This window comes from Kribbella sp. NPDC058245 (assembly GCF_042882005.1).
Lineage (GTDB): Bacteria > Actinomycetota > Actinomycetes > Propionibacteriales > Kribbellaceae > Kribbella.
On record NZ_JBHVWY010000003.1, the window covers coordinates 416,495 to 441,412 of the forward strand.

At 66.1% G+C, this 24,918-nt stretch carries 30 protein-coding genes and 3 tRNA genes; 19 read left to right on the top strand and 14 right to left on the bottom strand.

Annotation, left to right across the window (positions count from 1 at the left end; all coding sequences use genetic code 11):
- The first annotated feature begins 32 nt into the window (after window positions 1–32).
- On the top strand, window positions 33–869 hold the full coding sequence (locus ACFVWG_RS08430; RefSeq protein ID WP_391542513.1) for a type II CAAX prenyl endopeptidase Rce1 family protein: 837 nt from the start codon (window positions 33–35) through the stop codon (window positions 867–869).
- On the opposite strand, the gene ACFVWG_RS08435 is transcribed toward ACFVWG_RS08430, so the two are convergent.
- Together ACFVWG_RS08435 and ACFVWG_RS08440 are read right to left on the bottom strand one after the other, a co-directional pair.
- A complete protein-coding gene (locus tag ACFVWG_RS08435) occupies window positions 800–1,600 on the bottom strand; it encodes a M23 family metallopeptidase (RefSeq protein WP_391542514.1) in 801 nt (266 codons plus the stop codon). The two genes, ACFVWG_RS08430 and ACFVWG_RS08435, sit on opposite strands and share 70 nt — an antisense overlap.
- A 75-nt stretch (window positions 1,601–1,675) precedes the next feature.
- Window positions 1,676–2,389, bottom strand: coding sequence for a DNA alkylation repair protein (locus ACFVWG_RS08440; RefSeq protein ID WP_391542515.1), 714 nt, complete (start codon window positions 2,387–2,389; stop codon window positions 1,676–1,678).
- 283 nt (window positions 2,390–2,672) lie between these two features.
- Between ACFVWG_RS08440 and ACFVWG_RS08445 the strand changes: the two genes are divergently transcribed.
- Both ACFVWG_RS08445 and ACFVWG_RS08450 read left to right on the top strand, forming a co-directional pair.
- Window positions 2,673–3,023 (top strand): STAS domain-containing protein, encoded by a 351-nt coding sequence (locus ACFVWG_RS08445; protein ID WP_391542516.1) that lies wholly within the window; start codon window positions 2,673–2,675, stop codon window positions 3,021–3,023.
- Window positions 3,024–3,158: 135 nt separating this feature from the next.
- Window positions 3,159–3,887, top strand: a complete 729-nt coding sequence (locus tag ACFVWG_RS08450; protein ID WP_391542517.1) for a polyprenol monophosphomannose synthase — start codon at window positions 3,159–3,161, stop codon at window positions 3,885–3,887.
- Between the two features lie 230 nt (window positions 3,888–4,117).
- Here ACFVWG_RS08450 and ACFVWG_RS08455 read toward each other — a convergent pair whose 3' ends face one another.
- Window positions 4,118–4,468 carry a metallopeptidase family protein gene (locus ACFVWG_RS08455; protein ID WP_391542518.1) on the bottom strand — a complete coding sequence of 117 codons (351 nt, stop codon included), beginning with the start codon at window positions 4,466–4,468 and terminating at the stop codon, window positions 4,118–4,120.
- A gap of 94 nt (window positions 4,469–4,562) precedes the next feature.
- Between ACFVWG_RS08455 and ACFVWG_RS08460 the strand changes: the two genes are divergently transcribed.
- The 3 genes from ACFVWG_RS08460 (at window position 4,563) to ACFVWG_RS08470 (ending at window position 4,888) form a co-directional block, all read left to right on the top strand.
- A tRNA-Glu gene (locus tag ACFVWG_RS08460) sits at window positions 4,563–4,635 on the top strand.
- 58 nt (window positions 4,636–4,693) lie between these two features.
- Window positions 4,694–4,770: transfer RNA gene (locus tag ACFVWG_RS08465), tRNA-Asp, on the top strand.
- A gap of 45 nt (window positions 4,771–4,815) precedes the next feature.
- A tRNA-Phe gene (locus tag ACFVWG_RS08470) sits at window positions 4,816–4,888 on the top strand.
- A 202-nt stretch (window positions 4,889–5,090) separates the two neighbouring features.
- On the opposite strand, the gene ACFVWG_RS08475 is transcribed toward ACFVWG_RS08470, so the two are convergent.
- Complete coding sequence (locus ACFVWG_RS08475) at window positions 5,091–5,540, bottom strand: HIT family protein (protein WP_391542519.1); 450 nt, start codon at window positions 5,538–5,540, stop codon at window positions 5,091–5,093.
- A gap of 182 nt (window positions 5,541–5,722) precedes the next feature.
- Between ACFVWG_RS08475 and ACFVWG_RS08480 the strand changes: the two genes are divergently transcribed.
- The 3 genes from ACFVWG_RS08480 to ACFVWG_RS08490 all read left to right on the top strand — a co-directional run bounded on the left by ACFVWG_RS08480 (window position 5,723) and on the right by ACFVWG_RS08490 (window position 7,496).
- On the top strand, window positions 5,723–6,139 hold the full coding sequence (locus ACFVWG_RS08480; protein WP_391542520.1) for a hypothetical protein: 417 nt from the start codon (window positions 5,723–5,725) through the stop codon (window positions 6,137–6,139).
- Window positions 6,140–6,326: 187 nt separating this feature from the next.
- Window positions 6,327–6,836: a GNAT family N-acetyltransferase gene (locus ACFVWG_RS08485; RefSeq protein WP_391542521.1), complete on the top strand. Its 510-nt coding sequence runs from the start codon at window positions 6,327–6,329 to the stop codon at window positions 6,834–6,836.
- Between the two features lie 84 nt (window positions 6,837–6,920).
- On the top strand, window positions 6,921–7,496 hold the full coding sequence (locus ACFVWG_RS08490; protein ID WP_391542522.1) for a dihydrofolate reductase family protein: 576 nt from the start codon (window positions 6,921–6,923) through the stop codon (window positions 7,494–7,496).
- 33 nt (window positions 7,497–7,529) lie between these two features.
- Here ACFVWG_RS08490 and ACFVWG_RS08495 read toward each other — a convergent pair whose 3' ends face one another.
- Window positions 7,530–9,191: a hypothetical protein gene (locus ACFVWG_RS08495; RefSeq protein ID WP_391542523.1), complete on the bottom strand. Its 1,662-nt coding sequence runs from the start codon at window positions 9,189–9,191 to the stop codon at window positions 7,530–7,532.
- 1 nt (window position 9,192) lies between these two features.
- Complete coding sequence (locus tag ACFVWG_RS08500) at window positions 9,193–9,606, bottom strand: hypothetical protein (protein WP_391542524.1); 414 nt, start codon at window positions 9,604–9,606, stop codon at window positions 9,193–9,195.
- Between the two features lie 84 nt (window positions 9,607–9,690).
- Here ACFVWG_RS08500 and ACFVWG_RS08505 point away from each other — a divergent pair, with 84 nt between their 5' ends.
- Window positions 9,691–10,353 (top strand): suppressor of fused domain protein, encoded by a 663-nt coding sequence (locus tag ACFVWG_RS08505; RefSeq protein WP_391542525.1) that lies wholly within the window; start codon window positions 9,691–9,693, stop codon window positions 10,351–10,353.
- Here ACFVWG_RS08505 and ACFVWG_RS08510 read toward each other — a convergent pair.
- The 3 genes from ACFVWG_RS08510 to ACFVWG_RS08520 form a co-directional block, all read right to left on the bottom strand.
- Complete coding sequence (locus ACFVWG_RS08510; RefSeq protein WP_391542526.1) at window positions 10,350–10,748, bottom strand: hypothetical protein; 399 nt, start codon at window positions 10,746–10,748, stop codon at window positions 10,350–10,352. The genes ACFVWG_RS08505 and ACFVWG_RS08510 overlap by 4 nt on opposite strands.
- A gap of 174 nt (window positions 10,749–10,922) precedes the next feature.
- The gene (locus ACFVWG_RS08515) at window positions 10,923–12,332 is read right to left on the bottom strand and encodes a hypothetical protein (RefSeq protein WP_391542527.1); all 1,410 of its coding nucleotides are present in this window, start codon (window positions 12,330–12,332) and stop codon (window positions 10,923–10,925) included.
- 137 nt (window positions 12,333–12,469) lie between these two features.
- Window positions 12,470–13,261 (bottom strand): hypothetical protein, encoded by a 792-nt coding sequence (locus ACFVWG_RS08520; protein ID WP_391542528.1) that lies wholly within the window; start codon window positions 13,259–13,261, stop codon window positions 12,470–12,472.
- 469 nt (window positions 13,262–13,730) lie between these two features.
- Here ACFVWG_RS08520 and ACFVWG_RS08525 point away from each other — a divergent pair, with 469 nt between their 5' ends.
- The 5 genes from ACFVWG_RS08525 (at window position 13,731) to ACFVWG_RS08545 (ending at window position 18,261) form a co-directional block, all read left to right on the top strand.
- On the top strand, window positions 13,731–14,864 hold the full coding sequence (locus tag ACFVWG_RS08525) for a helix-turn-helix domain-containing protein (protein ID WP_391542529.1): 1,134 nt from the start codon (window positions 13,731–13,733) through the stop codon (window positions 14,862–14,864).
- A 68-nt stretch (window positions 14,865–14,932) separates the two neighbouring features.
- On the top strand, window positions 14,933–16,054 hold the full coding sequence (locus ACFVWG_RS08530; protein WP_391542530.1) for a hypothetical protein: 1,122 nt from the start codon (window positions 14,933–14,935) through the stop codon (window positions 16,052–16,054).
- A gap of 40 nt (window positions 16,055–16,094) precedes the next feature.
- Window positions 16,095–16,604: a GNAT family N-acetyltransferase gene (locus ACFVWG_RS08535; RefSeq protein ID WP_391542531.1), complete on the top strand. Its 510-nt coding sequence runs from the start codon at window positions 16,095–16,097 to the stop codon at window positions 16,602–16,604.
- 162 nt (window positions 16,605–16,766) lie between these two features.
- Entirely contained in the window at window positions 16,767–17,513 is a 747-nt protein-coding gene (locus ACFVWG_RS08540; protein ID WP_391542532.1) for an oxidoreductase, read from the top strand.
- A gap of 28 nt (window positions 17,514–17,541) precedes the next feature.
- Window positions 17,542–18,261, top strand: coding sequence for an SDR family NAD(P)-dependent oxidoreductase (locus tag ACFVWG_RS08545; protein WP_391542533.1), 720 nt, complete (start codon window positions 17,542–17,544; stop codon window positions 18,259–18,261).
- Here the strand turns inward: ACFVWG_RS08545 and ACFVWG_RS08550 are convergent.
- The 3 genes from ACFVWG_RS08550 to ACFVWG_RS08560 all read right to left on the bottom strand — a co-directional run bounded on the left by ACFVWG_RS08550 (window position 18,190) and on the right by ACFVWG_RS08560 (window position 20,978).
- Window positions 18,190–19,128 (bottom strand): LysR family transcriptional regulator, encoded by a 939-nt coding sequence (locus tag ACFVWG_RS08550; protein ID WP_391542534.1) that lies wholly within the window; start codon window positions 19,126–19,128, stop codon window positions 18,190–18,192. The two genes, ACFVWG_RS08545 and ACFVWG_RS08550, sit on opposite strands and share 72 nt — an antisense overlap.
- Window positions 19,129–19,450: 322 nt before the next feature.
- Window positions 19,451–20,485, bottom strand: a complete 1,035-nt coding sequence (locus ACFVWG_RS08555) for an amidohydrolase family protein (protein ID WP_391542535.1) — start codon at window positions 20,483–20,485, stop codon at window positions 19,451–19,453.
- A gap of 25 nt (window positions 20,486–20,510) precedes the next feature.
- The gene (locus tag ACFVWG_RS08560) at window positions 20,511–20,978 is read right to left on the bottom strand and encodes an HAD domain-containing protein (RefSeq protein WP_391542536.1); all 468 of its coding nucleotides are present in this window, start codon (window positions 20,976–20,978) and stop codon (window positions 20,511–20,513) included.
- A gap of 68 nt (window positions 20,979–21,046) precedes the next feature.
- Here ACFVWG_RS08560 and ACFVWG_RS08565 point away from each other — a divergent pair, with 68 nt between their 5' ends.
- The 3 genes from ACFVWG_RS08565 to ACFVWG_RS08575 are packed head-to-tail and all read left to right on the top strand — an operon-like array spanning window position 21,047 to window position 22,076.
- Window positions 21,047–21,337, top strand: a complete 291-nt coding sequence (locus ACFVWG_RS08565; protein WP_391542537.1) for a DUF6247 family protein — start codon at window positions 21,047–21,049, stop codon at window positions 21,335–21,337.
- Complete coding sequence (locus ACFVWG_RS08570; protein ID WP_391542538.1) at window positions 21,334–21,579, top strand: type II toxin-antitoxin system RelE/ParE family toxin; 246 nt, start codon at window positions 21,334–21,336, stop codon at window positions 21,577–21,579. The genes ACFVWG_RS08565 and ACFVWG_RS08570 overlap by 4 nt, the downstream gene beginning before the upstream one ends.
- Window positions 21,580–21,605: 26 nt before the next feature.
- Window positions 21,606–22,076, top strand: a complete 471-nt coding sequence (locus ACFVWG_RS08575) for an NUDIX hydrolase (RefSeq protein WP_391542539.1) — start codon at window positions 21,606–21,608, stop codon at window positions 22,074–22,076.
- Here ACFVWG_RS08575 and ACFVWG_RS08580 read toward each other — a convergent pair.
- Together ACFVWG_RS08580 and ACFVWG_RS08585 are read right to left on the bottom strand one after the other, a co-directional pair.
- On the bottom strand, window positions 22,027–22,662 hold the full coding sequence (locus tag ACFVWG_RS08580) for a tyrosine-protein phosphatase (RefSeq protein ID WP_391542540.1): 636 nt from the start codon (window positions 22,660–22,662) through the stop codon (window positions 22,027–22,029). The two genes, ACFVWG_RS08575 and ACFVWG_RS08580, sit on opposite strands and share 50 nt — an antisense overlap.
- 63 nt (window positions 22,663–22,725) lie before the next feature.
- Window positions 22,726–24,150: a DHA2 family efflux MFS transporter permease subunit gene (locus ACFVWG_RS08585; RefSeq protein ID WP_391542541.1), complete on the bottom strand. Its 1,425-nt coding sequence runs from the start codon at window positions 24,148–24,150 to the stop codon at window positions 22,726–22,728.
- Between the two features lie 84 nt (window positions 24,151–24,234).
- On the opposite strand from ACFVWG_RS08585, the gene ACFVWG_RS08590 reads away from it, so the two are divergent.
- On the top strand, window positions 24,235–24,900 hold the full coding sequence (locus tag ACFVWG_RS08590; RefSeq protein WP_391542542.1) for a TetR/AcrR family transcriptional regulator: 666 nt from the start codon (window positions 24,235–24,237) through the stop codon (window positions 24,898–24,900).
- Window positions 24,901–24,918: the final 18 nt, after the last annotated feature.

The following is a 24,918-nucleotide window of genomic DNA, read 5'->3' on the forward strand; positions in this document are numbered from 1 at the left end:
TTTTTGACACGATCGTCTTATAAGCTTCCCGGATGATGACGACGTGGTGGCGGGCGGCTTCCGGGGCCTTGGCGATGGGCTTCGCACTGGGGTGCTCGATCACGGTGTCGGAGGCGGTGCACAACCGCTTCGTGCCCGCGTTAGTGTGTGCGGTGGTCGCCGTACTGCTGATCAGACCGTTCCGGCGCCGACAGGAGTTGGGGCTCCGGGACGCTGCGCGTGGGCTGCTCACCGGTCTGCTGGTGACCGGCGGCAGTGCGGTTGTGGTGTTCGGCGCGGGCACGCTCGCGGGATGGATCACGTGGGGGCGGATCGAGCCGCATCGCGTGTTGTTGTTCCTGCTGACGAACACGGTCATCGCGTTGCTACTCGAGGCCCTTCCTGAGGAACTCAGTCTGCGCGGTCACACCTGGAACGCGTTGCGGTCGCGGTATCGCGGGTTCCTTGCTGCGGTGGGGACCACGGCGTTGTTCCTGCTGGTGCCGGGGATCGCTTCGGCTGTGCAGTTGGTGCTGGGCAACATCTTCGAGCAGGAAACCCAGGAGTTGAGTCTGGTGCCACCGGGTCAGGACCCGGCGTCGTACCTGTTCCTGTTGACGATCTTCGGGTTCACGCTCGTCGTCGCCCGCGCGGCCACCGGTTCACTGTGGGCCAGCATCGCAACACATCTGACCTTCCTCACCGTGAACCGGTTGACCGTCGACGGCGCTTCCCGCGACGCGGGCTGGTCGGCGAGCGTGGTCAACCAGGACGTGCTGCTACTGGTCCCGGCGTACCTGGTGCTCGCCGCCATCGGCTTCTACGTGCAGTCCTTGATATCGCGGCCGGCGTTGTCCTTGGCCTCGTCGTTGCCCCAGCGGGACAGGTAGTAGGCCGAGACGTACTGGTTGGCCGGGCCGATGTCGAGGTCGGTCTTCAGCCACCAGTGGTTGAACGCCGAGCCGACGCGGACCTCAGGACCCCAGGTCCGGCAGTAGACGTAGCTCGTGCCCTTCTTCAGGGTGCCGGTGCTGGCGCCCGCGCCCGGGCTCGCGTATCCAGGGGCGTCGGCGAAGGTGTCGACCCAGAACTTGCCGTCGCCGGCACCGCAGTTCGCGCTGGTCTCGTAGTGCTCGCCGTACGACCAGGTCAGCGGGACGAGGTGACCGTCGAACGACGCCTGCTGGACAACGTTGTTGAGCTTCTGCTCGAAGTGCAGGTGCGGCCCGGTGCTGTCACCAGTGCTGCCGACGACGCCGAGCTGCGTGCCCTGGTCGACAGTGTTGCCGACGGCAACATCACGGCGATCCATGTGCAGGTAGCGGGTCTGCCAGCCGCCGCCGTGGTCGATGACGACCATCTGGCCGCCGGTCGCCGAGTTCAGCGAGGCGCTGACCGTACCGCCGGCCGACGCGAGGACCGGCGTACCGCGAGTGTTGCCACCCATGTCCACCATGTCGATCATCCACTGGCTGGCGTGGCCGCTGTGGCTGGCGGTGGTCCAGCGCAGGCCACACGGGATCGGCATCTGGAATGCCGGGGCGGCCATGGCCGTCGTCGGTACGGCGATCAGACCTGCGGCGACGAGCAGCGCCAGCAGGGCCAGACGGATGAGCTTCATGGTCGTCAGCGTAGGTTCGCCGTACCGGCTCGGCAGTCCTTTCGATGCAGGCTGAAGGTTGTGGGTTGTGCGCAGCTAGCGCTGTGCGCGGTAGTGGGCGCGGACGTCGGCGGGCAAGCGTTCGATCGCGTAGCGCAGCATGGTGCGCGGCATCGCCGACGCGTGCTCGTCGAGGAATTCCCGGAGCTCGTCCTCGGAGACCCGCTTGCCGGCCTCGCGCAGCATCCAGCCGGCCGCCTTGTGGATGAGGTCCTCGCGATCGTTGAAGACCTCCGGAGCGAGATGGTAGATGTCCTCGCTCTCGCCGCGCCGGATGAACCAGTGGGTCGCAACCAAGGCGATCCTTCGCTCCCAGAGGAACTCCGAGCGGACGAGGGTCTCCAGGACGTCGCGCGGCTTGTCGAGCAGGTAGCCGCCGACGATCTCCGCGGCGCTGCAGTCGACGAGATCCCAGTTGTTGATGTACGCCGTACTGCGCAGGTAGAGCTCGTAGATCGGCTCGCTCTCCTTGGCGGCGCGGTCGGCGAGCAGGCAGAGGACGGCCAGGCGGTGCTCGTGGATCGGGCTGGTCAGTGCCTGCTCGAGGTCCTTGAGCGAGACGGCGGCTCTGCGGTACGGCTTGAGGAGCTCGCGGATCGTGGAGAGCTTCACGCCGGCCATCTGGTCGCCGTACCCGTAGCCGCCGGGCTGGAGCTGGAAGTAGCGCTCGAGGACCTCGGCCACCTGGGGGTCGGCGGCCGCGTCGATCTCTGCGAGCAGGGTCGTGGCGGTGAGCGTTGGGTCAGTCATAGGACCAGGCCGCCGGTGACGAGCGCTGCCTTGCCATCGAGAACACTCATGTCCATTGTTTACCACCCGCCACCGACGTCGTTGCAGCGTTTGACTTTCGGTCAGGGCCGCCCGCGCCGAGGTCACGCTCCGAGGTCATCCCGCGGGCAGCCGTTGTGACGGTCCGGCGTCGGGGCATACGGTTGCCCCAGGGCAGTTGATCCCGTCAGGACGGACCGACGGTGCGGGACTACCCGGGGGAGAATCCGGCGTGACAAGCCAGTCTGAGCCACGGGACGGCGACATGATCAAAACGACGTTCGACGCGGTGACCACGGAGCTGGAGCCAGGCGTTCTCCTCGTCCGCCTCTCCGGCGAGATCGACATCGCCACCACCGACTTCGCCTCCGAGTCGATCCGGGCCGCCGTCGCACCACCGGCCCGGCTGGTGCTGATCGACGTCTCGGCCGTCACCTTCCTCAGCTCCGCCGGCCTCGGCAACCTGGTCGAGGCCCGCACCCTCGCGGGGCGGCACAACATCACGCTCGCCCTGGTCGGCGTCGGCCGTCCGGTCGACCGTCCACTCTCGGTAACGGGGCTGGGCGGCCAGTTCCAGATCTTCGCCTCGACGGCGGAGGCGCTCGCCGTACTCTGATCTTTCTCTTGGACCTTGCTCTTGGGGGTTGCTTCTTGGGTTGCCGTTGGGTTGCCGTTGGCAACTCGGCGTACCGCGTTCGGGGGGTCGACCGTTGGATGCGGTAGCGTCCGGTATCCCCGAAGAAGGAATGTCATGGGTGACCTATCCAAGATCGTGATCGTCGTACCGACCTACAACGAGCGGGAGAACCTGCCCGTCCTGGCCGGGCTGCTGTCCGACCTGAACCTGCCCGGGCTGGAGCTTCTGGTCGTCGACGACAACTCCCCGGACGGTACCGGTGACGTCGCCGACGAACTGGCGAAGGAGTCGCCGGAGAAGGTCGGCGTACTGCACCGCACCACCAAGGACGGCCTCGGCCGCGCGTACATCGCCGGGATCACCCGCGCGCTGGACGAAGGCGCCGACATCGTCATCCAGATGGACGCCGACCTGTCGCACCCCGCCTCGGTCATCCCCCTGATGGTGGAGACCCTGCGGACCACCGACGCCGGCCTCGTGATCGGCTCCCGGTACGTCGAAGGCGGCTCCGCGGCCGCCGAGTGGGGCTGGCACCGCCGGGCCCTCTCGGCCTGGGCGAACTTCTACGTGAACGCCCTGCTGCGGCTGCACGTGAAGGACGCCACCGCCGGCTTCAAGGCCTGGAAGGCCGACACCCTGCGCTGGATCGACGTCAGCTCGATCGAGAGCAACGGCTACTCGTTCCAGGTCGAGATGAACTACCGCACGGTGAAGCGCGGCCTGCGCATCGCCGAGGTGCCGATCCACTTCGAGGAGCGCACCGAGGGTGTCTCCAAGATGAGCCTCAAGGTTCAGCTCGAGTCGGCCCTGATGCCCTGGAAGCTCCTCTTCAGCCGCTCATAGCGTCTGTGCGACCCGCCGTACGGCCTCTTCCGCCGTACGGCGGTTTCGGCATGCGCTTCCCTGATTGGGGAGCTTCGCCGACCTTGAGCACGGCTCAACCATCTTCGGGTCCTGAAATGGTTGATGGGTGCCCAAGGTCGGGTTCCCGCCACTCTCCCCAAACCGGTTCGGGGAGGATCCAGGCCCGATTCGGGCGGTGAATCCTCCCCAAAGCGGTGACGACGCGGGGGTCAACCGTAGCCGAGCTCGTGGAGGCGGGCGTCGTCGATGCCGAAGTGGTGCGCGATCTCGTGCACCACCGTGATGTTCACCTCATCCACGACGTCCTCGACGGTCTCGCACATCCGCAGCGTCGGATTCCGGTAGATCGTGATCCGGTCCGGCAGCACCCCGCCATAGAAGTGCCCCCGCTCGGTCAACGGGATCCCCTCATAGATCCCGAGCAGCTCCCGATCCCCGGCCGGCGGCTCGTCCTCCACGAAGATCGCCACGTTGTCGATCAGCGCCGCCAGCTCCCCCGGCACCTCGTCCAGCGCCTCAGAAACCAGCACCTCGAAGTCCGCCCGAGTCATCTCGATCACACCCCCAGCCTAGGCACGTATCTCGTTTTGGCACCTGGCGAACCGTCCTCTATAGTTACGGCTGTCCCTGGAGCTTCGGCTCCCGCGGGTCCGAGTCCCCATCGTCTAGTGGCCTAGGACGCTGCCCTTTCAAGGCGGTAACGCGGGTTCGAATCCCGTTGGGGATACGGTCGAAAGGCCGATGTCAGACCACCTCGAAGATGCTGTAGGATCATCGAGAAACCTGGCCCAGTAGCGCAGTTGGTTAGCGTGCCGCCCTGTCACGGCGGAGGTCGCGGGTTCGAGTCCCGTCTGGGTCGCCAGGAGAAGGCGGCGGTGAGAAATCACCGCCGCCAAATTTTCTCCCCGGTCAGGTAGCTCAGCTGGTAGAGCGTCCGCCTGAAAAGCGGAAGGTCGGCGGTTCGAGACCGCCCCTGACCACCTTCACCCTCTCCGGTTTCCGGTGAGGGTTTTTCTTTTGAGGATCTATCTCCCCCAGCGTGCTACGCAGCCGCCCACTCTCAGCGGTGCGTGTTATCGCGCGCTCCTTCCCCTACCGCACGCCAGCGGCCTGTGCGGGTGATCAAAGACGGGCCGCTGGCGATCGGACTGTGGAGCGCAGCTAGGCCCGCTGCACGGGCTGTCAGTCCGACTGGGCGATGGCGGCCTTGAGGGTTTGGGCGTGGTTGTCGAGGAGGGATCTTTCGACTTCTACCTCGTCGGGGACGATGGTCCAGCCGTCGTCTGGGTAGCGCGGGATGACGTGGAGGTGGAAGTGGAAGACCGTTTGGAAGGCGACTTCGCCGTCGCAGAGGAAGATGTTGATTCCCTCGCAGGGCAGGTCGGAGCGTCGTAGGGCTCGCGACATGTCGTGGCCGACCGACCAGACGTGAGCGCCCGTGGCGGTGTCGAGGTCTTCGAGGCCGACTGCGTGTTTGCGTGGTACGACGAGGAGGTGGCCGGGGGTGACTGGGTGCAAGGACATGAAGGCGATCACGGTCTCGTCCTCGTACACCAGACTGGCCTCGGCCTGTCGCGCCACGATGGCGCAGAAGACGCACGCCGGCGCCGCCGATGTCGCGTTCTGTGTCATGTGCGCCATGGTCTCAGTGCGTACAGACAGGTGCTACTCAGTTGTTACCCCCGGCCGCAGCCACACGTCACCAGCGACCGGCCGGTCAACACGTGCTTTGTGGAAGATTTTGGGCAGCCCGCGACCAAAAGTTTCCACACAGACGACGGTATAGGACCCGATGCGCCTCGTAGAGTGGCTTTATGGCTGAGGATCTCAGTGGGTACTCGTGGGGTCTGGAGTGGGACTTTCTTGCGGTCGACAGCGTCGGTCACGTTGCAGCGGTGTCGGCGGGACCCTATGGGCCCGTCCCTGACCCGGTGCGCGCTGCAGGTGAGAGTGCTGAGTACGAGGCGTCAGCGATCGCGGCCTTGCCGGCTGTCACTCGGGCCATCCCTGCTGACCCGTCACGAGACGGCAACTTCTCCTACTGGCTCTCGCTGAGTGAACGTGGCCTCTTCGCGTACGACTGGCTGGACAAGAGCGGCCCGTACACGCTGATCGCGGCGCCGGCAGATCCACTCGATGTCAGTTCGCTGCCCGCAGGGATCCAGACTGCCGCACGCGTCTTACAGCTCCCGCACCCGTTCGCGGGCGCCAGGCAACTCGACCTGTCGTAGCCGATGCCGAATGACCAGTGTTCCGCCGAGACGGGTTCTTGGCTCCGCGGATGTGGTGCGGTTCAACTGCGACGGTTAGTTCTGCCAACAAGGCCGGTAAGGCCGAGCTGCTCACCAACTACTTCGCCCCTCAGGACCGCGCGTAAACGGATGGACGGTCCGCGGCGGGCGTCGTACCGTCGGCCGGGTGACGATCGAGCTCAGACCGCTGACGGCGGCGGACGCGGAAGCGCATTGCGCGGGGGAAGACGAACTGACCGTTCGCTGGCTGACGGGGGGCTACGGCGACGCCGAGGGGACTGCCGAGTTCTTCGAAGGGCTTGCTGCGAACGCATCCGCGGGGGTCGGCAAGCGCGGGTTCGGGGTCTGGATGGATGGGCGACTTTGCGGGTACGTCGATTACACGCCTGATCTTGATGATGGGATCGAACCCGATGATGTGGCACTGGCGTACGCGGTGCATCCGTGGGCTCGCGGGCAAGGCGTTGCGGTCGAGGCGGTTCGGTTGATCTGCGACGTACTTCGAGCCGAGGGGATCGGGACGCGAGCGGCCATTCGGGTGGAGCCGGAGAACGTGGGGTCGGTGCGGGTCGCGCAGAAGGCCGGGTTCAGGTACGTCCGGGATTATCCTTCCAATCGAGACACTCACCCGGACGGGACGCCGACGACGTTCAGCCTGTATTTGCTGGATTTGTAGACAGGTGTCGAATTCGGGGTGAGGTGTTCGACGCAGGGGTAAGAGGCCGCCCGCGCGGGGCGCCCCGAGCGTTTGGAGAGCATCGTGAGCGCCACCTACACCTTCGACATCTACTCCAGCCTCGACGGATTCGCGTCGTACGACAATGCTGACTGGGGTCCCTACTGGGGCAAGCACGGGCCGGAGTTCCTGGAGCGACGGGCCAGCCTGTACGGCGAGCAGCAGCGGATGGTGTTCGGGGGGAGCACGTTTCGGCTGATGATGGAGATGGTCGGCCTGAGCAAGATGCCGGAGCTCGACCCGGTGAACGCGCGGATGCGGAGCCTGCCGGCGACTGTGGTGTCGTCGACGCTCGAGGGATCACTCGACTGGCCGGACGCGACGGTGGTGAGTGGGGACGCGGTTGAGGCGATCGCGCGGCTCAAGGCGGAGTCCGACGTACCGCTGCGCTCGAACGGCAGCCTGTCGCTCAACCGTGCACTGATGGCCGCCGGCCTGGTCGACCAGGTTCAGGTGACGATCTTCCCGGTGCTCGCCGGTCAGACCGGAGTGGAGCCGATCTTCCAGGGTGCGGCGGACTTCGACCTCGAACTGCTCGAGAGCCGGACCTTCGACGGACGCACCCAAGAACTCATCTACCGCCCCACCCTGCACCTCTGATTCCGCGTACGACGGACTGTCGGTCACTGCTGGTCAGTCGCGTTCGATGTCACCGCCGGACGAGGCCTCATACCCGCCTCCGTCGTAGCCGCCGTCGTACCCACCACTCCCCTCCGACTCCATCGCCTCCGCCACCCGCGCATCATCCCCAGCGTCCGGCTCGGTCTCCGGCTCCGTTTCCGGTTCGGACTCGGTCTCCGGCTCCGTTTCCGGTTCGGACTGGGGTTCGGACTCCGGCTCAGACTCGGGCTCCGTTTCCGGCTCCGTTTCCGCTTCGGGCTCGGACTCCGGCTCAGACTCGGGCTCCGTTTCCGGCTCCGTTTCCGCTTCGGGCTCGGACTCCGGCTCAGACTCGGGCTCTGTCTCCGGCTCCGTTTCCAGTTCGGGCTCGGACTCCGGCTCAGACTCGGGCTCTGTCTCCGGCTCCGTTTCCAGTTCGGGTTCGGACTCGGGTTCAGACTCGGGCTCTGTCTCCGGCTCGGACTCCGGCTCAGACTCAGACTCGGGCTCTGTCTCCGGCTCTGTCTCCGGCTCTGTCTCCGGCTCCGTTTCCGGTTCGGTCTCGGTCTCGGGCTCTGTCTCCGGCTCCGGCTCCGTTTCCAGTTCGGGTTCGGACTCGGGTTCAGACTCGGGCTCGGACTCCGGCTCGGACTCCGGCTCAGACTCAGACTCGGGCTCTGTCTCCGGCTCCGGCTCCGTTTCCGGTTCGGTCTCCGGCTCGGTCTCGGTCTCCGGCTCTGTCTCCGGCTCCGGCTCCGTTTCCGGTTCGGGCTCGGACTCCGGCTCAGACTCGGGCTCGGACTCCGGCTCCGTTTCCGGTTCGGTCTCCGGCTCGGGTTCGGGGGTGGTTTCTGGGGGGTTGTAGGTGTTTTCGAGGGTGGTTAGTTGGTCGTCCAGGTGGTCGAGGGCTCGGGTGGCGGCTTCGGTACCGGCGATCTGTTGGTCGGCGGCTGGGATGGAGCGGTTGTTGGTGGTGTCGACCAGTGGGGCGAACTCGTCGCGGACGCCGTCGATCAGTTGTTCGCGAACGGCGGCGCGGTCGGCGGGTGGCAGCTGCGCGAGTTTGGCGTCGATGAGCATGTCGGCGGCGGCGTTCCACCGCTGGGCGCGGTCGGTGGCGATCAAGGCGCCGGCGACTTCATCGCTGGTTCGGCCTGTGCGTTCGCCGATACCGCGGGTCAGTTCGGCCGTTGCGGCCATGTACGCGGGGTACGAGTTCCCCGTGCTCTCGTTGAGGATCGCGGGAGCGGTCTGTGCGAGTCCGACGTCGACCGTGACATCGTCGAGGTGCCGGTGCGTCCAATACTCGGCCAATCCCTCCTCGATCGCCCGGCTCGCCTTGTCATGGGGCGGATGGCTGTCCGGCACCGTGTCGTCCCCGAAGTGCGACGACAGATGCACGGCCTCGTGCGTCACCGTCGCCGCAGCATCACGGATGTGGAAGGCCTCGTTGGAGGTGAACGCCCGTCCGGAGGTGTACGCCATCCTGATCGGGTCGAGTACATTCTTCGGGCTCACCGTCATCGAGCCGTCCGGGTGCGCCGTACCGAGGTAGCGCGGATCGGGCTCCTCGTAGACCTTGCCGTTCCATCGGCTCCACGATCCGGTACGGCGTTCCACCGCGGTGATGACCGATTTGACCCACTGGTACTCCGGTGACGACGGCGGCAGTTCGGGGCCGAACGGTCCCGACATGTCAGCCCTCCTGCGACTGCTCGCGGAGTTCCTGGATCAAGCGCGCCACCGAAGAGTTCATTCGCAGGATGGTTCCGGACTCCCGCGGCGGTGCGGCCGCGGCAAGCTCCGCGATCTCACTGGCCACCCGCTCGGCCACCGCGATGCGCTCTTCCGTCGTACCGTCCGCACTCATGGCGGTCCCGACGAGGTGCGTCGCCTTCTCGTACTGCTCGCTCTGCCCCACTGCGGGACCCGAGATCAGTTCGGGGAGTTTCGCCACCCGAGCCATCGCCCGCATCCGCGAGAAGTCGTCGGGGATCTGCGCGGCCAACGCCGTCAACCGCTGAACCTCCGCGGCCACCGTCGCCTCGTCCGCGCTCCGCAGACTGTCCGACAGGGCCAAGACCTCGGCGTTCAACGCCTCATAATCCATTCCGCTGAGTCTAGGAGAAGCACAGATCATTCATCAGTACGACGATGCACGAACCTGCCCCCGGGGCGCTGCCATGATCGGCTGATGATGACCAAGGACGAGTACGTCGCCCGGGCCGCTGCCGAGACTGATTGGGCGCCCGGGTGGCTCGCTGTCGATGCGGCGTTCGATGCCCTCTACCCGGGTGTTACGCCGCCCCACAAGGGCGCTCCGTTTGAGGCGCGGGCGATCTTCGGGGGTCAGGAGTACATCGACGGGTACAGCATCTTCCCCAGCCCGAACGGCTACCAGCACCTGCTGACGTACGGGATGTCCACCCTGTACGTCGATCCTGAGTCGTACGGCGGTGACTTCAGCGGCTGGGGTTACGAGATGACGATGAAGGTCCGGGCCGACGGTCCGGACGACTGCATCTGGGCGATCAACTCGATGAGCAACCTCGGCCGCTACACCTACACCGCAAAGGCTTGGTTCGAACCGTTCCAGTTCGTCAACGGCCGGGGCCAGGCACTGCACACCGATACCCGATTAACGAGCTATATAACGGTTTCTGACCCGGAGGTCGGCGGCATCGATACCGTCCACGGCCGCGTCGACTTCATTCAACTCGTCGGCATCACCCAACCCGAGCTGGATTGGGTCGCCGATGGTGGGACCGAGCGGGCAAAGGAACTGGTCCGACGAATCGCCGAGGACGGGAACCCTCATCTCGTCACCGACCTCGCCCGCTCACACAGCTATGTCTAAGGCCGTAGGTGGCCGAAGAGGACGCGGCTGAGTAGCGTCGTCAGAAGAAGGGCCAGCATGCCGGTCAGCGCGACGACCGAGATGATGCAGGCCAGATTTCTGAGCAGTGCCAGCCTCGGCGTGGTCTGAGTGAAGTTGTCGGTGCAGACGGCGAGTGCTGCAAGCATCAGGAAGCCCGTCAGCGCGATGATCTGCAGGATCAGGTGGTGACCGCCAAGAGTCCCGGTCGCGGTGAACTTCGACGTGTGATCCAGCCACGGTCCGACCGTGTGCATCCAGATCGCTGTCGCCAGGTCGCTGACCATCAGGAACCAGTACATGATGGACGGCCGCGCCGAGACGCGCGCCTCGACCTCTCGCAAGGCAACTGCCTTCTGCTGGATCTCAGCGCCCACCCTCGGGCGTACCAATACCGGTTTGCGTGCGGTGCTCAAAGCGTTCAGTCGGCGGACGGCCATCGCTCTACTCCCATCGTCAGGAGCAACGTCCGTCTCTGATCACGGACGTCCCTACTGACGACTTTCAGCCCCTGCGCTCAGCCAGTCGAATTCCGATGTCGTGACGACATCTCATCGGGCTTGGTGTACCGCCGCAAGCTCCGCCACCAACGGCTCGCCGGCCCCACGAGTGCTGGTGAACCACGGATGCACGGTCCCCGGCGCAGCCTCGACGTACCGGGCAATCTCGCTGCGCGTCGGACCACCGAGGAACACCGGCTCGTCGGCATCCGGCACGGCCGCATCCAGTACGCCGGTAAGGCGTGCCAGCCGGCCATTCCGCGTTTTCGCCTGCCTGGACAGGCGAATCTCGACCATAGCCCGGCGCCATTCACCCAGTACGAACTGCGCTCGGCGCCGCCGTACCAGCTCGTCATCGGTATCCGTCAAAGCCGGCGCCGTCTCATGAACCGGATCGAAGACGTCGGCACGCACATCCTCGACCGATGCGCCCCGCAACGGAATGTCTTGCGTGAAGACCGGCGTCCGCATCCCGAGGCGCTCGGCATCCCGGCCCAGTCGCAACTTCAGTCGGAGCGCCTCGTGCGCCGTACCGGATCGTCTGTCGACCAGCCGCACCATCAACTGGTCCGCGAGCACTGACGGCACTCGCGATCCAAAAGCGGGCACCACCACGCGAACCGTCGATCCTTCTCGGGACTCGACCATCTGGACCTCGCGAGCCTGCACGTCCGTGCCGACGACACGAGCGCGCACCTGCCGAGGATCGACCGAGCTGCTCAGCGCCGCACTGTCTGGCAACAACTGGTACGACGGCTCAGAACGCTTGAGGATTCCTACAACCGGTACGGCGAGCTTGAGCCGGCTCCACGCTTCAGCAACGGCATCGAGGCACTCATCGGGCCCGCCGATCACCTGGCTGGCCAGGCCTGCGTACCCGTTCGCAACCCGGGACAGGCCGGAGAACAGGGCGCGCGGCAAGGACGTCGCGGAGCTCGCCAACTCGGTCAGATAGGTCGAGAGGTCGTCGGCCGAGCGCCGCGCCAGCACCAACGCCTGCCCGGTGCGGTGCTCCCGCAGCGCTCTTGATCGCAAGGTCCGCGCAGCCCGAGCACGCACGACCGCGCGCTCCGCGTCGAGCAACGCCTGATCCAGCGGCACCTGCAACCACCAGTCCAGCGCATCGATCACCGCAAGCCTTCGCCACGGTCCGGATTGCGCAGCCCCGACCTGTACGTCGGCCTGCAGGCTCGGGCCGCCAGTCAAGGCCAACCCGTCTCGGAGATCGCCGAGCTGCCGCAGACTTTCCTGTCCTACAACGGCTTCCAGGAGATTCCGGTCGGCGTCATCCCATCCGTCGACCGTGACAGAACGCCATCGGCCCGGATCAGCCAGGTCGACCTCGACACTGACGCCGGACCCGAGCGGCGTCGTACGGATCAAGTCAGCCGGCCGCCCTTCGGCAAGGCGAACCTCGGGCAGGCGCTGCCCGGTCGCAGGCACGGTCAGGACTGCGATCATCGAGGTTCCTCCTCCGCGCGCTGTCGCCGGTTGTTGATGATGTCAACGACCTGGGTGGGCTGACGATGCATGGAATTCGGATCCTCAAGGGTAGATCCGATGAGATAGCCAGTAAAGGCCGCGTAAAAACGACTGCATCAAGCGGTCCGGGCGAATTGCCAGGCGTTGACGGAACTCGATCGGGCCGGACAGTCCACCAGTTTCGCGGAGCCGCCCCACGGCGGTTCCGGGCGGCGGGCCAACTCGAGGATCGCCAACCTCTGCAATCCGTTGTAGGTCCCACCACCACTCCAGACCATGAGTGACATCTTCCCGGCGTCCGGATAGCGCAAACGGCGCAGATCCGTCGCGCTCCGCAGAAACGCCGTCCGAAGCCCGTCACTCAGGGCGTCGATCCGCCGCTCGATGTCCGCGGCCTCGTCGTCGATCGGCGTCCCTCTCGTCCAGGTCCCGGCGTCGTGACGCACCCAGCAGAGGTACTCCACGAACGCGAGTACCAGGATGTGCGTGGCCGGAGTCAGCTCGGCCGGCCGCTGATCAATCCGCCGAAACAGATCGCTCAGCTCCTGCTGCTCCCGCCAGATCAGCCGAACCGACCGAAAGAGCAGATCCCCCTCACCACCCCGAGCCAGCCGGACCGGCAGAGCCAGACGCTCAACCTCACCAGGCCAAGCCGGTACGTCGTCCACCGCGCCGGTGTCGTTGACCGCGAGGCACGGCAGCCCCGGATGCCGCCGAAGCATCAGCACCGCCGCACGCCCCAGCGTCGTCCAGGCCAAACTGTGCTCGCCGACCGCCCGATAGGACATCGCCCTGGCCACCGTCATCAGCACAATCGCCAGATACGGATCGGCCAGTTCAGTGTCATGAAGGATGCGCGAAGCCTTCCGCCAGTTCCCCAGCTCCAGGGCCTCGATCACGCTGTTCATGGCACTGAGGGATCAGCACGCCGGACACCGGCGTGGCTCCGAATGACCAAGTGTCCTCGCCCACGATCAGCGAGGTCAGGCCGAACGCCCACGAAGGGCGATGGCGTCGCGGTGAGCATCTGCACAACAGTCGGGACGCTGCTCATGGTGGCACCTACCTCGGTCATCGAGCCGGCTGGGATCGTGTCGAACTCCTGTCCTTTGCTTGTCTTCCTGCCAGTGTTTTACCCGTGCCTGCACCTAGATACACAGTGGAATCAGTAGATTTGTGGATTTCTTCCTTCTGAGCCTGGGTAGAGTCTGAATAGGTCACGGACGGATCACGATGTGGGCATGGCAGTAGCAGCTTGGCCGTGTCGCCGTTCTCGAGGTGGATGCCAGAGCGTGTCTACTTGAACTTCACTTGTACTTCGGTGTAATCCGGTGAGAGGGTGACCGAATCCATCAGCGGACACTGACCCTCCCGGGAGTGAACTTGGCCCCCTCGCCAGCGGCAGAACTCGCCGAGCGGCTGCGCGCCCTCCGAAGGTCGCAGCGGCTGACCCAGGCGAGGCTGGCGCACGCGCTGGGCGGCCCCAAGGGGATCTCGGTGTCGGCGATCAGCTCCTGGGAGAACTCCTCGGACCCAAAGCTGCCGCCCGCCGATCGGCTGCGGTCCTACGCCCTCTTCTGCGCGCGGGACCACTCAGCCGAAGCCGCTCCGCAACTGCCTCGCGAGCAGGATCTGAACGCCTCCGAGCGAGAGAAGTTCACCTCGCTCCACCGCGAGCTGATCGCGCTCCGCGAGGCGGCTCGAAGCAAGCCCGGTACGGCGAATGCCGGCGCCGGCCTCTGGACCTTCGAGACGGGCCCAGTCACGGCCATCTGCTCAGAAGCACCCGCCGCCCTTCTCTCGCCCTTGGCAGACGAAGCAAATCCCAACTACACCCGTATGTACCGCTACGCCGACGTCGACGCCCTTATCGAGTTGTGGGGCCACCTCCGGGCCTGCAATCCTGAGCTGACCGACCTGACGCACAAATTGCCTAACGAAGCCACGGGCCCCGACTTGACCGGCCACTTGATCGTGCTCGGCGGTATTGGCTGGAACGGCGTCGCCCACCAACTGCAGCAGTTCCAGCTCGATCTGCCTATTCAGCAGGTCGAGGTTCCTGACCTTCTCAACGGCGAGGTCTTCAGATCGCCCGACGGGCAGGAATTCCGGCCGCAATGGAGCGAGTACGAGCGGATCTCGGTGAATGTTCCGTCGAAGGACGAAATCACCGCGGAACAGACCGAGGATGTTTGGCGCGACGGTCGACGGCGCGGCCTGATCGAGGACGTGGCCTTCTTGGTGCGAGTGCCTAATCCCCTGAACCACGCGCGGACGCTGACCGTCTGCAGCGGGGTCTACAGCCGAGGGGTCCTCGGCGCAGTCCGTGCGCTCACGGACACCGCCGTACGGGATCGCAATGAGGCCTATCTCGCCGGCCGATTCCCCGGAGGATCATTCGCCATCCTCATGAGGGTTCCGCTGCTCAACGGTGAGGCGATGTCGCCCGATCTGGAGATCCCGCACAACGTTCTCTACGAATGGTCGCCCAGTGATGAGGCCGCTGCGTGAGCCGACAGATCGGTCATCGGCCTTCGCACGCAAATTTGCTGAGCGATGTGTCCACCTCCGCCGTACCCGTGAGCCGCAGCAGGCTGGACGCGATCGTCGTACCGGCCGCACGTCCTTCGTCAGCTCTGCAGAACATCATCGATCTGTCGGCGACCCTGTCCGTTCCATTGGTTGTCCTGTGCAGTCGGCAGGCGAATGTGGCGCAGGTAGCCGAGCGCGTGGACAAGACCCATGGAGCTCGCGCGCTGGTCGTCGAAGTACCCATCGGCTACGAGTTGCCGGGACCCTCACAGCTGACCTCATCCGCGGCCTTCCAGGAAGCGTCGGCCGGTCGATGCAGTGACCTCAGCCTGAAGCGCAATCTCGGCCTTCTGCTCGGGAAGCTTCGAGGCTGGAACAAGCTCCTCTTCGTCGACGACGACATCAGCCAGCTCCGGCCGGCGGATGTCGGCCGCCTCACGAGTCTGCTCGACCGGCACCCGATCGCCTCCATGACCACTCGGAAATTCCCGGACAACTCGGTGGTCTGCCATGCCCGGCGGCTCGCCGGCTTCGATCAGGACATCTTCGTCGGCGGAGCCGTGCTCGGCGTAGACCTCAAACATCCGGAGTTGTCGTTCTTCCCCGACATCTACAACGAGGACTGGTTCTTCTTCGCCCGTCGCGCCGCGGACGGCAACCTGCCGAAGGCCGGGGAGGTCCGGCAGGCCGACTACCTGCCGTACGCCGATCCTGAGCGCGCGGCTCGTGAAGAATTCGGTGACCTCCTCGCCGAAGGTCTCTACGCCTTGTTCGAGAGCACGACAGGGTGGGGCTTCGACGAGCAGATGGCACTTGCCGCCAAATCGAGCTACTGGAGCGCTTTCAGGGACGTCCGCCTGGAGATGATTCAGGAGACCTTGGACAAACTGGCACTCGAGCGCTTCGATCCCGAGGTGGCAAGCGCCGAGGAGTCGCTGCGTAGGGCTGCGAAGCAGGCATCGGGCATCACCGCCGACTCGTGCGTTGCGTATCTCACGGCGTGGCTGCAGGACACCCGCGGTTGGCAGCAAGGCCTCAAGCGCCTGAGCCCAGTGGCCAACGACCGCAACGCCTTGTCGGAGCTCAGACTGACCAACTGGATCTCCTGTGGCTACGGCGAACGTTTGAACGATTCGCTCCCCTTGAGGCAGCTCGCACAGCGCAGCTAGACTCCGTGCTCCCGCGCGCTCGGACGGAGGGGTCCCGGTTGTGGAGCTGCAAGGGTTTCATAGGCAGATCTCTGTCTTCCGCCTGGAAGCGGATGACTGGCAGACCGCTCGGGACGTGCGGTTGTCCGCACTGACAGATTCGGCTGCCGCGTTCCTCGGTGACGAATCGGCCGAGCGTGGCTTCGGCGAGAAGCAGTGGCGCGGCGAACTCGAGCGGCATGCCTGGTTCGTGGCCAGGCTGGATGGCGAGGCCGTCGGCCTTGCGAAGCTCACCCGCAGCCCGGAGCACAACGACGACATGCATCTAGAGGCAATGTGGGTCGCGCCGGATGTTCGCCGCCGCGGGGTCGGGGAGGTTCTGGTCTCGGCTCTCGAGGCGACGGCGGCGGCGTCGGGAGCACAAGTACTACGCCTGTGGGTGTTCACCGAGAATCGCTCGGCCCGAGACTTCTACCTGCGATTGGGCTACCGAGGCCCCCTTCATCCACAGAAGATCGAGGTCAACGGTCGTTTCCGGATCGAGGCGGAGTTCGAGAAGCGCCTCACCTGACGATTGGCGTCCAGGTGACACACCAGTCGTCCTCGCTGCGATGAACTCCTCGCCGCGGGTATAGGGATCGCCTATGGGGGCTGCTGCAATTTGGTCTTTGTGGGGGTCGTTTTCCGAGCCTAGCTTGAAATGGAGAGCACCGGAAAACGAGAGGTCGGGACAATGCAGGAATTTGCGGGGAAGCGCGCTGTGGTGACGGGTGGGACTCGGGGGATCGGGGCTGCGGTGGTCAGGGCCTTGGTGGCGGGGGGTGCGGAGGTTTTGGCTACGGCGCGGTCGGCGGAGGGCGTCGTACCGGAGGGGGTTGGGTTGGTGGCGGCCGATGTGCGGGGGCGGGCGGGGGCTGAGGTTGTTGCGGCTGCTGTGGGTGAGCGGTTTGGTGGGGTGGATCTGGTGGTGCACAACGTGGGTGGGGCGCGGCCGTTCGAGGACAGTGCGGCTATTCCTGATGAGGAGTGGCAGGACGCGCTGGACTTGAACTACTTGGCCTCGGTGCGGCTGGATTCGTTGCTGGTACCGGGGATGCGGGTACGGCGGTCTGGGGCGATCGTGCATGTTTCGTCGGCCGCAGTGCTGACGCCGGTGGGGCCGTTTCTGCATTACGTGGCGGCGAAGGCGGCGTTGGAGACGTACAGCCGGGGATTGGCTTTGGAGGTTGCGGCGGACGGGGTTCGGGTCAATGTCGTGACGCCGGGTCGGGTTGCTACGCCGGGTGGTGAGGCGACGCGTGAGTTGTGGGCGGGTCTGGAGTCTGCGGCGGGGCATGACGTTTCCGCGTTGCCGCCACTCGGGCGTGATGGGCAGCCCGACGACATTGCGAATGCAGTGCTGTTTCTGCTGTCCGAGCGGGCCGGCTGGTTGACCGGGAGCAATCTCGTCGTCGACGGCGGCGAATATCCCCGGCGCTGAATTCCCGGCGGAAGAAAGGACACTGACAATGGAATTGCAGGGAAAGACGGCATTGGTCACCGGCGGGACTTCTGGGATCGGGCTGGCGACAGCGCGGTTGCTGGCGAAGGCGGGGGCTGAGGTGATCATCAGCGGGCGCGACGGACGGCGTGGTGAGGAGGCTGCACGCTCAGCCCAGGCTCGCTTCGTACCGGCGGACTTGGCCGACCTGGAGTCGGTTGCTGAGCTGAGCCGGCAGAGCGGGCCGGTCGACATTCTGGTCAACAACGCCGGCGCCTTCCCGACTGCGATGACGGTCGAGCAGAGCGTTGCGGATTATGAACGGATCTTCGACACGAACGTGCGCGGTGCGTTCTTCCTGGTTGCGGCGCTGGTACCGCACATGCTCGCGCAAGGTGCGGGCAGCATCGTCAACGTCACCTCGCTTGCAGCGCACAAGGCGTTTGCCGGCACATCGGCGTACAGCGCATCCAAGGCTGCGTTGGGATCGCTGACGCGAACCTGGGCGGCCGAGTTCGCGGAGGGCGGCGTACGGGTGAATAGCGTGGCGCCCGGTCCGACTCGGACCGAAGGTGTGGTGGCCGAGTTGGGACCGGATGGCAACGAGGGTTTTGCCAAGCAGCTGGGACTTCAGCGGACGGCGCAGTCGGCGGAGATGGCCGAGGCGATCTACTTCCTAGCTTCGCCTCGCGCCAGCTATGTCAACGGAACCACGCTCCATGTCGATGCCGGAGGCAACATCTTCTAGCGGCCAGGTCTCTTGGCGGAGGAGTTCGAGGAGGGCCGACTCGGCGGGGCCGGCGTCCTGGCGCAGTACGGCGATGACCGGCTGCGTGACGGTCGGCGAGACAGGGCGAACGAGATGCTCGTGACCGTCCGGCACCGCCGACGCGGGGACGAGCGTGACGCCCAGCCCGTGAGCAGCCCAACGCACGGCGGTCGAGGTTTGGGAGACCCGGGCCGCCGTGGTGGGGGCCAAGCCGTTGTCTCGCAGGGCGTTCTTCAGTACGGCGTCCAGCGCGCTGTCGCGGTCGAATCGCAGCCAGGGTTCGGCTTTCAGGTCACGCAACTCGACCCGATCCTCGGCGAGCTCCGCGTGGCCGGGGGTCAGTACGACGACGAACTCCTCGACGCCGAGGTGATGGGCGTCGGCCGGGCTTCGGTCGCAGGCGGCCATCAGGGCGAGGTCGAGTACGCCGCGGGCGCACAGTCGCTCCAGCTCAGCTGAACTCTGCTCCTCGAAAACGGTGACCTCGAGCCGCGGGAAGCGCCGCCGCAGCGCGCTCAGGGCGCCTGGCAGTTGCCGAGTGCCGAACCCCAGCTGTACGGCGACCACCAGCTCGCCCACCAACTCCTCGGCACCAGCCCGGGCCGTCGCTCTGGCACGGCGCGATGCGCTCACCGCGACCTGAGCCTCCCGCAAGAACGCGCGGCCGACCACGGTCGGTACGAGGCCGGACGGCGTACGGGCGAAGAGCTTCACACCGAGCTCCCGCTCCAGCCCGCGAATCTGCTGCGACACCGACGGCTGCGCGACATGCAACCGCTCCGCCGCCGCCGTCACCGACCCCTCCTCAGCAACCGCCAGGGCGTACTCGTACTGACGAAGACTCATCGGCCATCCCCTTCCAGCGCGACGTAACGATGTAATCACCAGTCTTGCACTCACGGACCAACAGCCACGGCAGACCTGCAGCACTGATCAACTCATCGATCGGCCGGTTGGCGAGACCGGGCTGAGCGTGAACCGGACGAGCCGCGCACAGTTAGTCGGTGCTGGCGGTCCGTCAGGGCTCGAGGGGTTGGTCGCTCCAGCGCCACCAGGCCGCTTCGCCGTCGATATGCAGCAGGAAGTCGGGAACGCGAACGCCTTCGGGGTTCTGGAGCGACACGATCGCGCGGATCTGTGCGTCGACCGCTTCATCCTCGTTCGGCGGTCAGCGGATGCGGTGGCCGCGGAGTACGACGGCGGTTGGGGTAGCGAGGATGTCGGGGTGCTCGCGGGGATCGGCGTCGTACGTGACGAGGTCGTCGGTGGCGGTGAGGCCGAGGAAGCCAGCAGCGGAGGTGGTGGCCGCTTCGAGGGCCTGGGCGACGGTCAGGCCGTGGCGGACGAGTTGATCGACCTCGCCGGCGACGGTACCGACCATGTCGGAGCCGGTCAGCACGTGTACGCCGTACTGGCCGGCGAGCGGGAGCATCTCGGTCATGTGTTCGGTGCGGGCGCGACGCCGTTCGGCCTGTTGTGGGGTGGCGTTGGGGTCGGGCGGGCCGTAGGCGGACAGCGTCGGCGTCCAGCCGCCACCGCGCGCGCCGAGTGTCTTGAGATCGTCGGCGGTGATGACCTCGCCGTGTTCGACCGAGTCGATGCCGGCGCGGATGAGTTCGCTGACCAGCCCGGTCTGAACATGTGCCGCGACCCGCGCACCGCGAGCGTGGGCGGTCGCGATCACGTCCTCGACAGCGCTCATCTCGTAGTTGGGCGTCATTGCGCTTCCCGGAATCGGACCGTCGGGACCGACCGGCGGGAAGTCGGCGACCAGCTTGATCCACGTGGCGCCGGCGTCGAGCTCGGCCTCGACCGCGGCGACCAGGCTCTCGGCGGGGACGGGCTCGTAGATGCCGGCGAAGTACGACGCTTCCGGTGCGAAGAACCGCCCAGCGGCAAGCACAACCGGGCGACCGTCCTCGGGGTCGGTCGCGAGCTTGAGCGTGATCGAACGGTTCCCACCCACATCCCGTACGGCGCGAACTCCCGCCTGCCCGAGTACCGCCAACATGGCGCGAGCGGCCGCCTCATCCAGCGAGACCGGCTTGCGCTCCCGAACCCCCACCGTCAGATGGCAATGCGAATCCACCAACCCCGGCAACGCGAACCGCCCCGGCAACACCTCCGCCGCCCCGCTCCCCACCTCGACCCGCAAAGACTCGCCAGCCGGCAACCCGATCCCGTCGAACACCCACCGCGTCATACCCGCATCCTCGTCCGCGAGAGGTTCAAAGCCAGCGGCTCAGTACGGCGAAGTCTTCGTCGGTGAGACCGCGAGTCGGATCGACGGTGTGGAGGAGCGCTGGGGCCGCGTGGTTGGCGCGAACCCAGCTGCGATCCCGGTCGGTGACCTCGTCATCGAGCCAGATGAACGGTCGACCGGCGGCCCAGGCGACGAGGGTGGGCGTCTTCCAGTGGATGCCGATGGGGTCGTCGTCGGAGGGGTCGGGCCAGTCGACGACGGGGAGGTCGGGCAGACCGAGCCTTGGGGAGAGGTGGTCGTTGGCGCCGGTTGTCCAGGTCGTCGCCCAGACCAGGGCACAACCGAGAGCTGACAGGCGAGGTCCGAGGGCCGGGTTGATTCGGCCGAGCAGCGGGTTCCCGTCAGTCGACTGGGAGTACGTCGGGTAGTCCGTACCGCCGAACGGGATCAGCGGGCCGTCAACGTCGAGGAACAGCAGCGGACGCGAGGACATGGCGGCACGATAGTGGGCGGGTGTGGATAACTTGAGTCCAGCTGCGGTGGTCGGAGTAGCCTTGGGGCATGACCGCTGAGCCGCTGAGTGGAGGACCCGAGGATCCCTCGGAGATTCTCCGGGTGCTGCCCGCGGAGTGGCACGAGCAGTTTCTGGCCGACTACCACGGAGCTCTCGACGCCGCGCACGAAGTGTGGCGGTTCCAGCAACTGCGGGACGTGCTGCATCTTTGGCGGTTGCGGGCGATTGCCTACTCCAACCCGGGGTACGAACATGCTCGCAAGGCGGCTCGCGACGGTCGGTCCGAGGAGTTCGTCCCAGCGGAGCAAGTGATACCGGGCTGGTCCGACGGACGGTGAACTACCGCGTGGAGTTTCACGCGGCGGCATTGGCACAGCTCCAGGGGATTCCACCGGCAGTCTTCGATGCGCTGGTCGAACATGTTGCCGAGTTGGTTCGTGCGCCGTGGGATGCACAGATGCCGGATCAGACCGAACCCGCCTTCCGTCAGAGCGTTTTCGGCAGCGTCGGCCTGCTGTCTTTCTACGTCGATGACGACCGAGAGCTGATCAGGATCTTCGACGTCACCTGGGCGGGCTGAGGCACGTGCACGGCTAGGTTGGGGGGATGAGTTTTCGGTTGGCGGCTTATGGGGTTTGTCGGGTTGACGGGCGGGTTTTGCTGGCTCGGTATGTGTCGCCTGGTGGGGAGGGGACTTGGTGGACTCTGCCGGGTGGGCAGGTGGAGTTCGCGGAGGATCCGGTGGTGGCGGTGGTGCGGGAACTAGAGGAAGAGACGGGGCTCCAGGGGGTGGTGGAGCAGTTGTTGGGGGTGGACTCGCGGGTGATTCCGGCGCACGAGGCCAGGCGTGGGGAGGTCCATCAGAACGTGGGGGTGTTTTACGGGGTGCGGGTTGTTGGTGGGGTGGTGCGCCCGGAGGCCAATGGGGAGACGGCGGAGGCGGTGTGGACGCCGGTTGCGGAGATCCCGGCGTTGGACCGGTCAGTGGTGGTCGATGTTGGTGTCGGGCTGGCGACACAGCGGCCGGCTAGTGGGCATCTGCCGCCGGTGGCGATTGGTGGGCTGGTTCGGTACTGAGCCGATTCTTCAACCCAGCAAGGACAGTTGGGGGTAGGGCCGGAAGGCGGGCAGACAGGACGGCGTGCATGGTCGCCGCCAGGGGTTGGTCGTGCTCCCAGTCCGCTGGCGCGGTGGCGTAGTCCTTGGCGATGGCGTCAGCCGGTACGCCGATGGCCGCGAGCGTGAGCGCGATGACCAGGCCAGTGCGATCGCGGCCGGCGTGGCAGTGCACCAGGACTGGGCCGGGTGGGGCTTCGGCGATCGCGGTGAGGGCCTTGGCGAAGCGGTGGGGGTAGTTGTCCAGAAGGGCGAGGTACTGGACCAAGAGGTCCTCGTCATCAAGTGCAGGATCGGCTGGGTCGTTCAGGGGGACGTTGAACCAGCGGGGGTCGGCTCGGTACGGCGAGGGATAGGACTGGGTCTCCCAGACGTCGCGGACGTCGATGATCCGGGCGATGCCGAGGGCGTCGACAGCGGCGAGGCCTTCCGGGGTCAGCTGGTCGAGGTTGTCGCTACGGAGGAGGGCTCCGGGGCGAACTGTGCCGCCGCCGTCGATGGGGAGGCCGGCTAGGTCGCGGACGTTGCGGCAGTTGGGCCAGTGCATGGGTTCGATCATGACGAACGAGACGCCCCGGCGCACGAGGCACCGGGGCGTCGGGAGAGCAGATCAGGCTGCGGCTGTTGCTTCGGTCAACTGCTCTGCGGTGGGCTGGAGCTGTGGGCTGGCCAGGGTCAGGAAGACGTTAGCCACGGAGAAGAGAGCGGCCACGAGCAGGCCGCGGGAGAAGCCGGCTTCGAGGGCGTGTTGTTGTGTGGCGCCGTGAGCCAGTTCGCTGGTGGTGTGGCTGATCGAGAGCGTAGTGACGATGGCCAGGCCGAGCGCGCCACCTACCTGGTACATGGCATTCACGACACCAGACGCCGCACCGGCCTCGGCGGGACGGACCTCGGAGACTGCGGTGATCTGACCAGGCACTCCGACCGCGATGATGCCAAAGCCGAACAAAATAAGGCCAGGCAGGAGCTGGGTCGCGTAGCTGCCAGTGGCGTCGGCCTGCGAGAGCCAGAGCAGTGCAGCGACGCTCAGAACGGCTCCGGCGAGCTGAACGGTCCGAGTGCCGATTCGCTGCACCATCTGCGACGCGACGACCGCACCGAGGATCGCAGCACCGCCCATGGGCAGGAAGTGCACACCTGCCTCGAGTGCGCTGTCACCGCGGACCTGCTGCAGGTAGATAGCAGTCAGGAAGAACATCGACAGGAACGCAGCGCCGTTCAGTGACAGCGACGCACCGGACACACTCAACGCCCGGGACCGGAAGAGCCGCAGCGGAACCAGCGGAGCCGCAGACCGGCGCTCCACGATCACGAAGGCCACCATCATCACCACACCGGCGGTCAGTACGCCGATGACCTCGAACGATCCCCACCCACGAGGCTCCGACCGTACGACGCCGTACACGATCGCCATGAGTCCCGCCGTACCGAGCAGTGCGCCCAGGGTGTCGAAAGTGCGCGCACCGACGTGGTGACGCACGTCCGGCACGAAGACGGGGATCAGAGCGACCAGTGCGATCACGATCGGCACGTTGACGAAGAAGACCCACTGCCAGCTGAGTGAATCGACCAGTACGCCGCCCGCGACCACACCGAGCGTGCCGCCGAGACCCGCCAGGCCGCCCCAGACGCCCATGGCGATGTTCCGTTCGCGGCCGTGCGCGAAGGTCATGGTGAGGATCGCGAGCGCTGCCGGCGAGAGCAGTGCGCCACCAAGACCTTGTACGGCGCGGGCACCGATCAGGAACTCGGGTGAGTTGGAGAGCCCTGCCACCAGCGAGGTGACGCCGAAGAGGAGCAGACCGCCGACGAAGACCCGGCGCGGGCCGAGCAGGTCGGCCATCCGGCCACCGAGGAGCAGGAAGCCGCCGAAGAGCAGGGTGTAGGCGTTGATCACCCACTGCAGGGAGTCGGTGGAGAAGTTCAGATCCGCCTGGATGTGGGGTAGTGCGACGTTCACGATCGTCACGTCGAGCACCACGATGAATTGGGCGAGGGCCAGGACCGCCAGGGTTGCCCAGGGACTGCGTCGCATGCCGACCTCACTAGAGTCTACGCCGTATGTATACGCTGTATGCGTACGTGGTAGACGTTAGGTCTACGGTGTAAACTTGTCAACGTGACCGCGAAAGAACCGCCCCGCCGCCTGGATCCGCAGAAGGTTGTCGACAGCGCTCTCGTCCTCGCTGACGAGGAGGGCACCGCTGCCGTCACCTTGCGTCGGCTGGCGCAGCTGCACGGCGTCACACCGATGGCGCTCTACCGGCACTTCAAGGACAAGGACGACCTGCTGGCCGCGCTCGGCGACCGTCTGATCGCGAATGTGGTGCTGCCCGAGCCGACCGATGAGCCGTGGGACAAGCAGCTCCACGCGGTACTGACGGCCTTCGTCACAGCTCTCCGCCTGCACCCACGGCTGGCCGACCTGACGCTGTTTCGGATGCTGGTCTCGGACGACGGGCTCCAGATCTCCGAGCGACTGCTGGAGATCCTCACGGAGGGCGGCTTCGACGTGAACGATGCGGCGGAGGTCGGCCGGCAGTCGGTCTGCACACTGATCAGCCTGGTGACCACCGACCCGCTGACCCGCGAGGACAATGACCCGGTCAAGCGTGAGGATTCACTGCGGATGAAGCGTGCCGCGCTCGGTGCGCTCTCACCCCACAAGTACCCGCTGGTCACCGCCGCTGCGGACGCACTGGTCTGCCACAGCTCAAGCACCCGGTACTACGAGCTGGGGATCGACCTGGTCGTCGCCGGCATCTGCGGTGTCTTGAAGAAGTAGCAGCCTGAACAAGGAGTA

What these genes read in the sequence shown, in the direction of transcription:
- ACFVWG_RS08480 (WP_391542520.1), top strand. Translation starts at nt 5,723, where the DNA reads ATGGCTGAGGATCTCAGTGGGTACTCGTGGGGTCTGGAGTGGGACTTT.
- ACFVWG_RS08450 (WP_391542517.1), top strand. Translation starts at nt 3,159, where the DNA reads ATGGGTGACCTATCCAAGATCGTGATCGTCGTACCGACCTACAACGAG.
- ACFVWG_RS08520 (WP_391542528.1), bottom strand. Translation starts at nt 13,261, where the DNA reads ATGAACAGCGTGATCGAGGCCCTGGAGCTGGGGAACTGGCGGAAGGCT.
- ACFVWG_RS08555 (WP_391542535.1), bottom strand. Translation starts at nt 20,485, where the DNA reads ATGACGCGGTGGGTGTTCGACGGGATCGGGTTGCCGGCTGGCGAGTCT.
- ACFVWG_RS08565 (WP_391542537.1), top strand. Translation starts at nt 21,047, where the DNA reads ATGACCGCTGAGCCGCTGAGTGGAGGACCCGAGGATCCCTCGGAGATT.
- ACFVWG_RS08505 (WP_391542525.1), top strand. Translation starts at nt 9,691, where the DNA reads ATGATGACCAAGGACGAGTACGTCGCCCGGGCCGCTGCCGAGACTGAT.
- ACFVWG_RS08540 (WP_391542532.1), top strand. Translation starts at nt 16,767, where the DNA reads ATGCAGGAATTTGCGGGGAAGCGCGCTGTGGTGACGGGTGGGACTCGG.
- ACFVWG_RS08500 (WP_391542524.1), bottom strand. Translation starts at nt 9,606, where the DNA reads ATGGATTATGAGGCGTTGAACGCCGAGGTCTTGGCCCTGTCGGACAGT.
- ACFVWG_RS08545 (WP_391542533.1), top strand. Translation starts at nt 17,542, where the DNA reads ATGGAATTGCAGGGAAAGACGGCATTGGTCACCGGCGGGACTTCTGGG.
- ACFVWG_RS08435 (WP_391542514.1), bottom strand. Translation starts at nt 1,600, where the DNA reads ATGAAGCTCATCCGTCTGGCCCTGCTGGCGCTGCTCGTCGCCGCAGGT.
- ACFVWG_RS08575 (WP_391542539.1), top strand. Translation starts at nt 21,606, where the DNA reads ATGAGTTTTCGGTTGGCGGCTTATGGGGTTTGTCGGGTTGACGGGCGG.
- ACFVWG_RS08585 (WP_391542541.1), bottom strand. Translation starts at nt 24,150, where the DNA reads ATGCGACGCAGTCCCTGGGCAACCCTGGCGGTCCTGGCCCTCGCCCAA.
- ACFVWG_RS08475 (WP_391542519.1), bottom strand. Translation starts at nt 5,540, where the DNA reads ATGACACAGAACGCGACATCGGCGGCGCCGGCGTGCGTCTTCTGCGCC.
- ACFVWG_RS08560 (WP_391542536.1), bottom strand. Translation starts at nt 20,978, where the DNA reads ATGTCCTCGCGTCCGCTGCTGTTCCTCGACGTTGACGGCCCGCTGATC.
- ACFVWG_RS08515 (WP_391542527.1), bottom strand. Translation starts at nt 12,332, where the DNA reads ATGATCGCAGTCCTGACCGTGCCTGCGACCGGGCAGCGCCTGCCCGAG.
- ACFVWG_RS08440 (WP_391542515.1), bottom strand. Translation starts at nt 2,389, where the DNA reads ATGACTGACCCAACGCTCACCGCCACGACCCTGCTCGCAGAGATCGAC.
- ACFVWG_RS08445 (WP_391542516.1), top strand. Translation starts at nt 2,673, where the DNA reads ATGATCAAAACGACGTTCGACGCGGTGACCACGGAGCTGGAGCCAGGC.
- ACFVWG_RS08430 (WP_391542513.1), top strand. Translation starts at nt 33, where the DNA reads ATGATGACGACGTGGTGGCGGGCGGCTTCCGGGGCCTTGGCGATGGGC.
- ACFVWG_RS08550 (WP_391542534.1), bottom strand. Translation starts at nt 19,128, where the DNA reads ATGAGTCTTCGTCAGTACGAGTACGCCCTGGCGGTTGCTGAGGAGGGG.
- ACFVWG_RS08495 (WP_391542523.1), bottom strand. Translation starts at nt 9,191, where the DNA reads ATGTCGGGACCGTTCGGCCCCGAACTGCCGCCGTCGTCACCGGAGTAC.
- ACFVWG_RS08580 (WP_391542540.1), bottom strand. Translation starts at nt 22,662, where the DNA reads ATGCACTGGCCCAACTGCCGCAACGTCCGCGACCTAGCCGGCCTCCCC.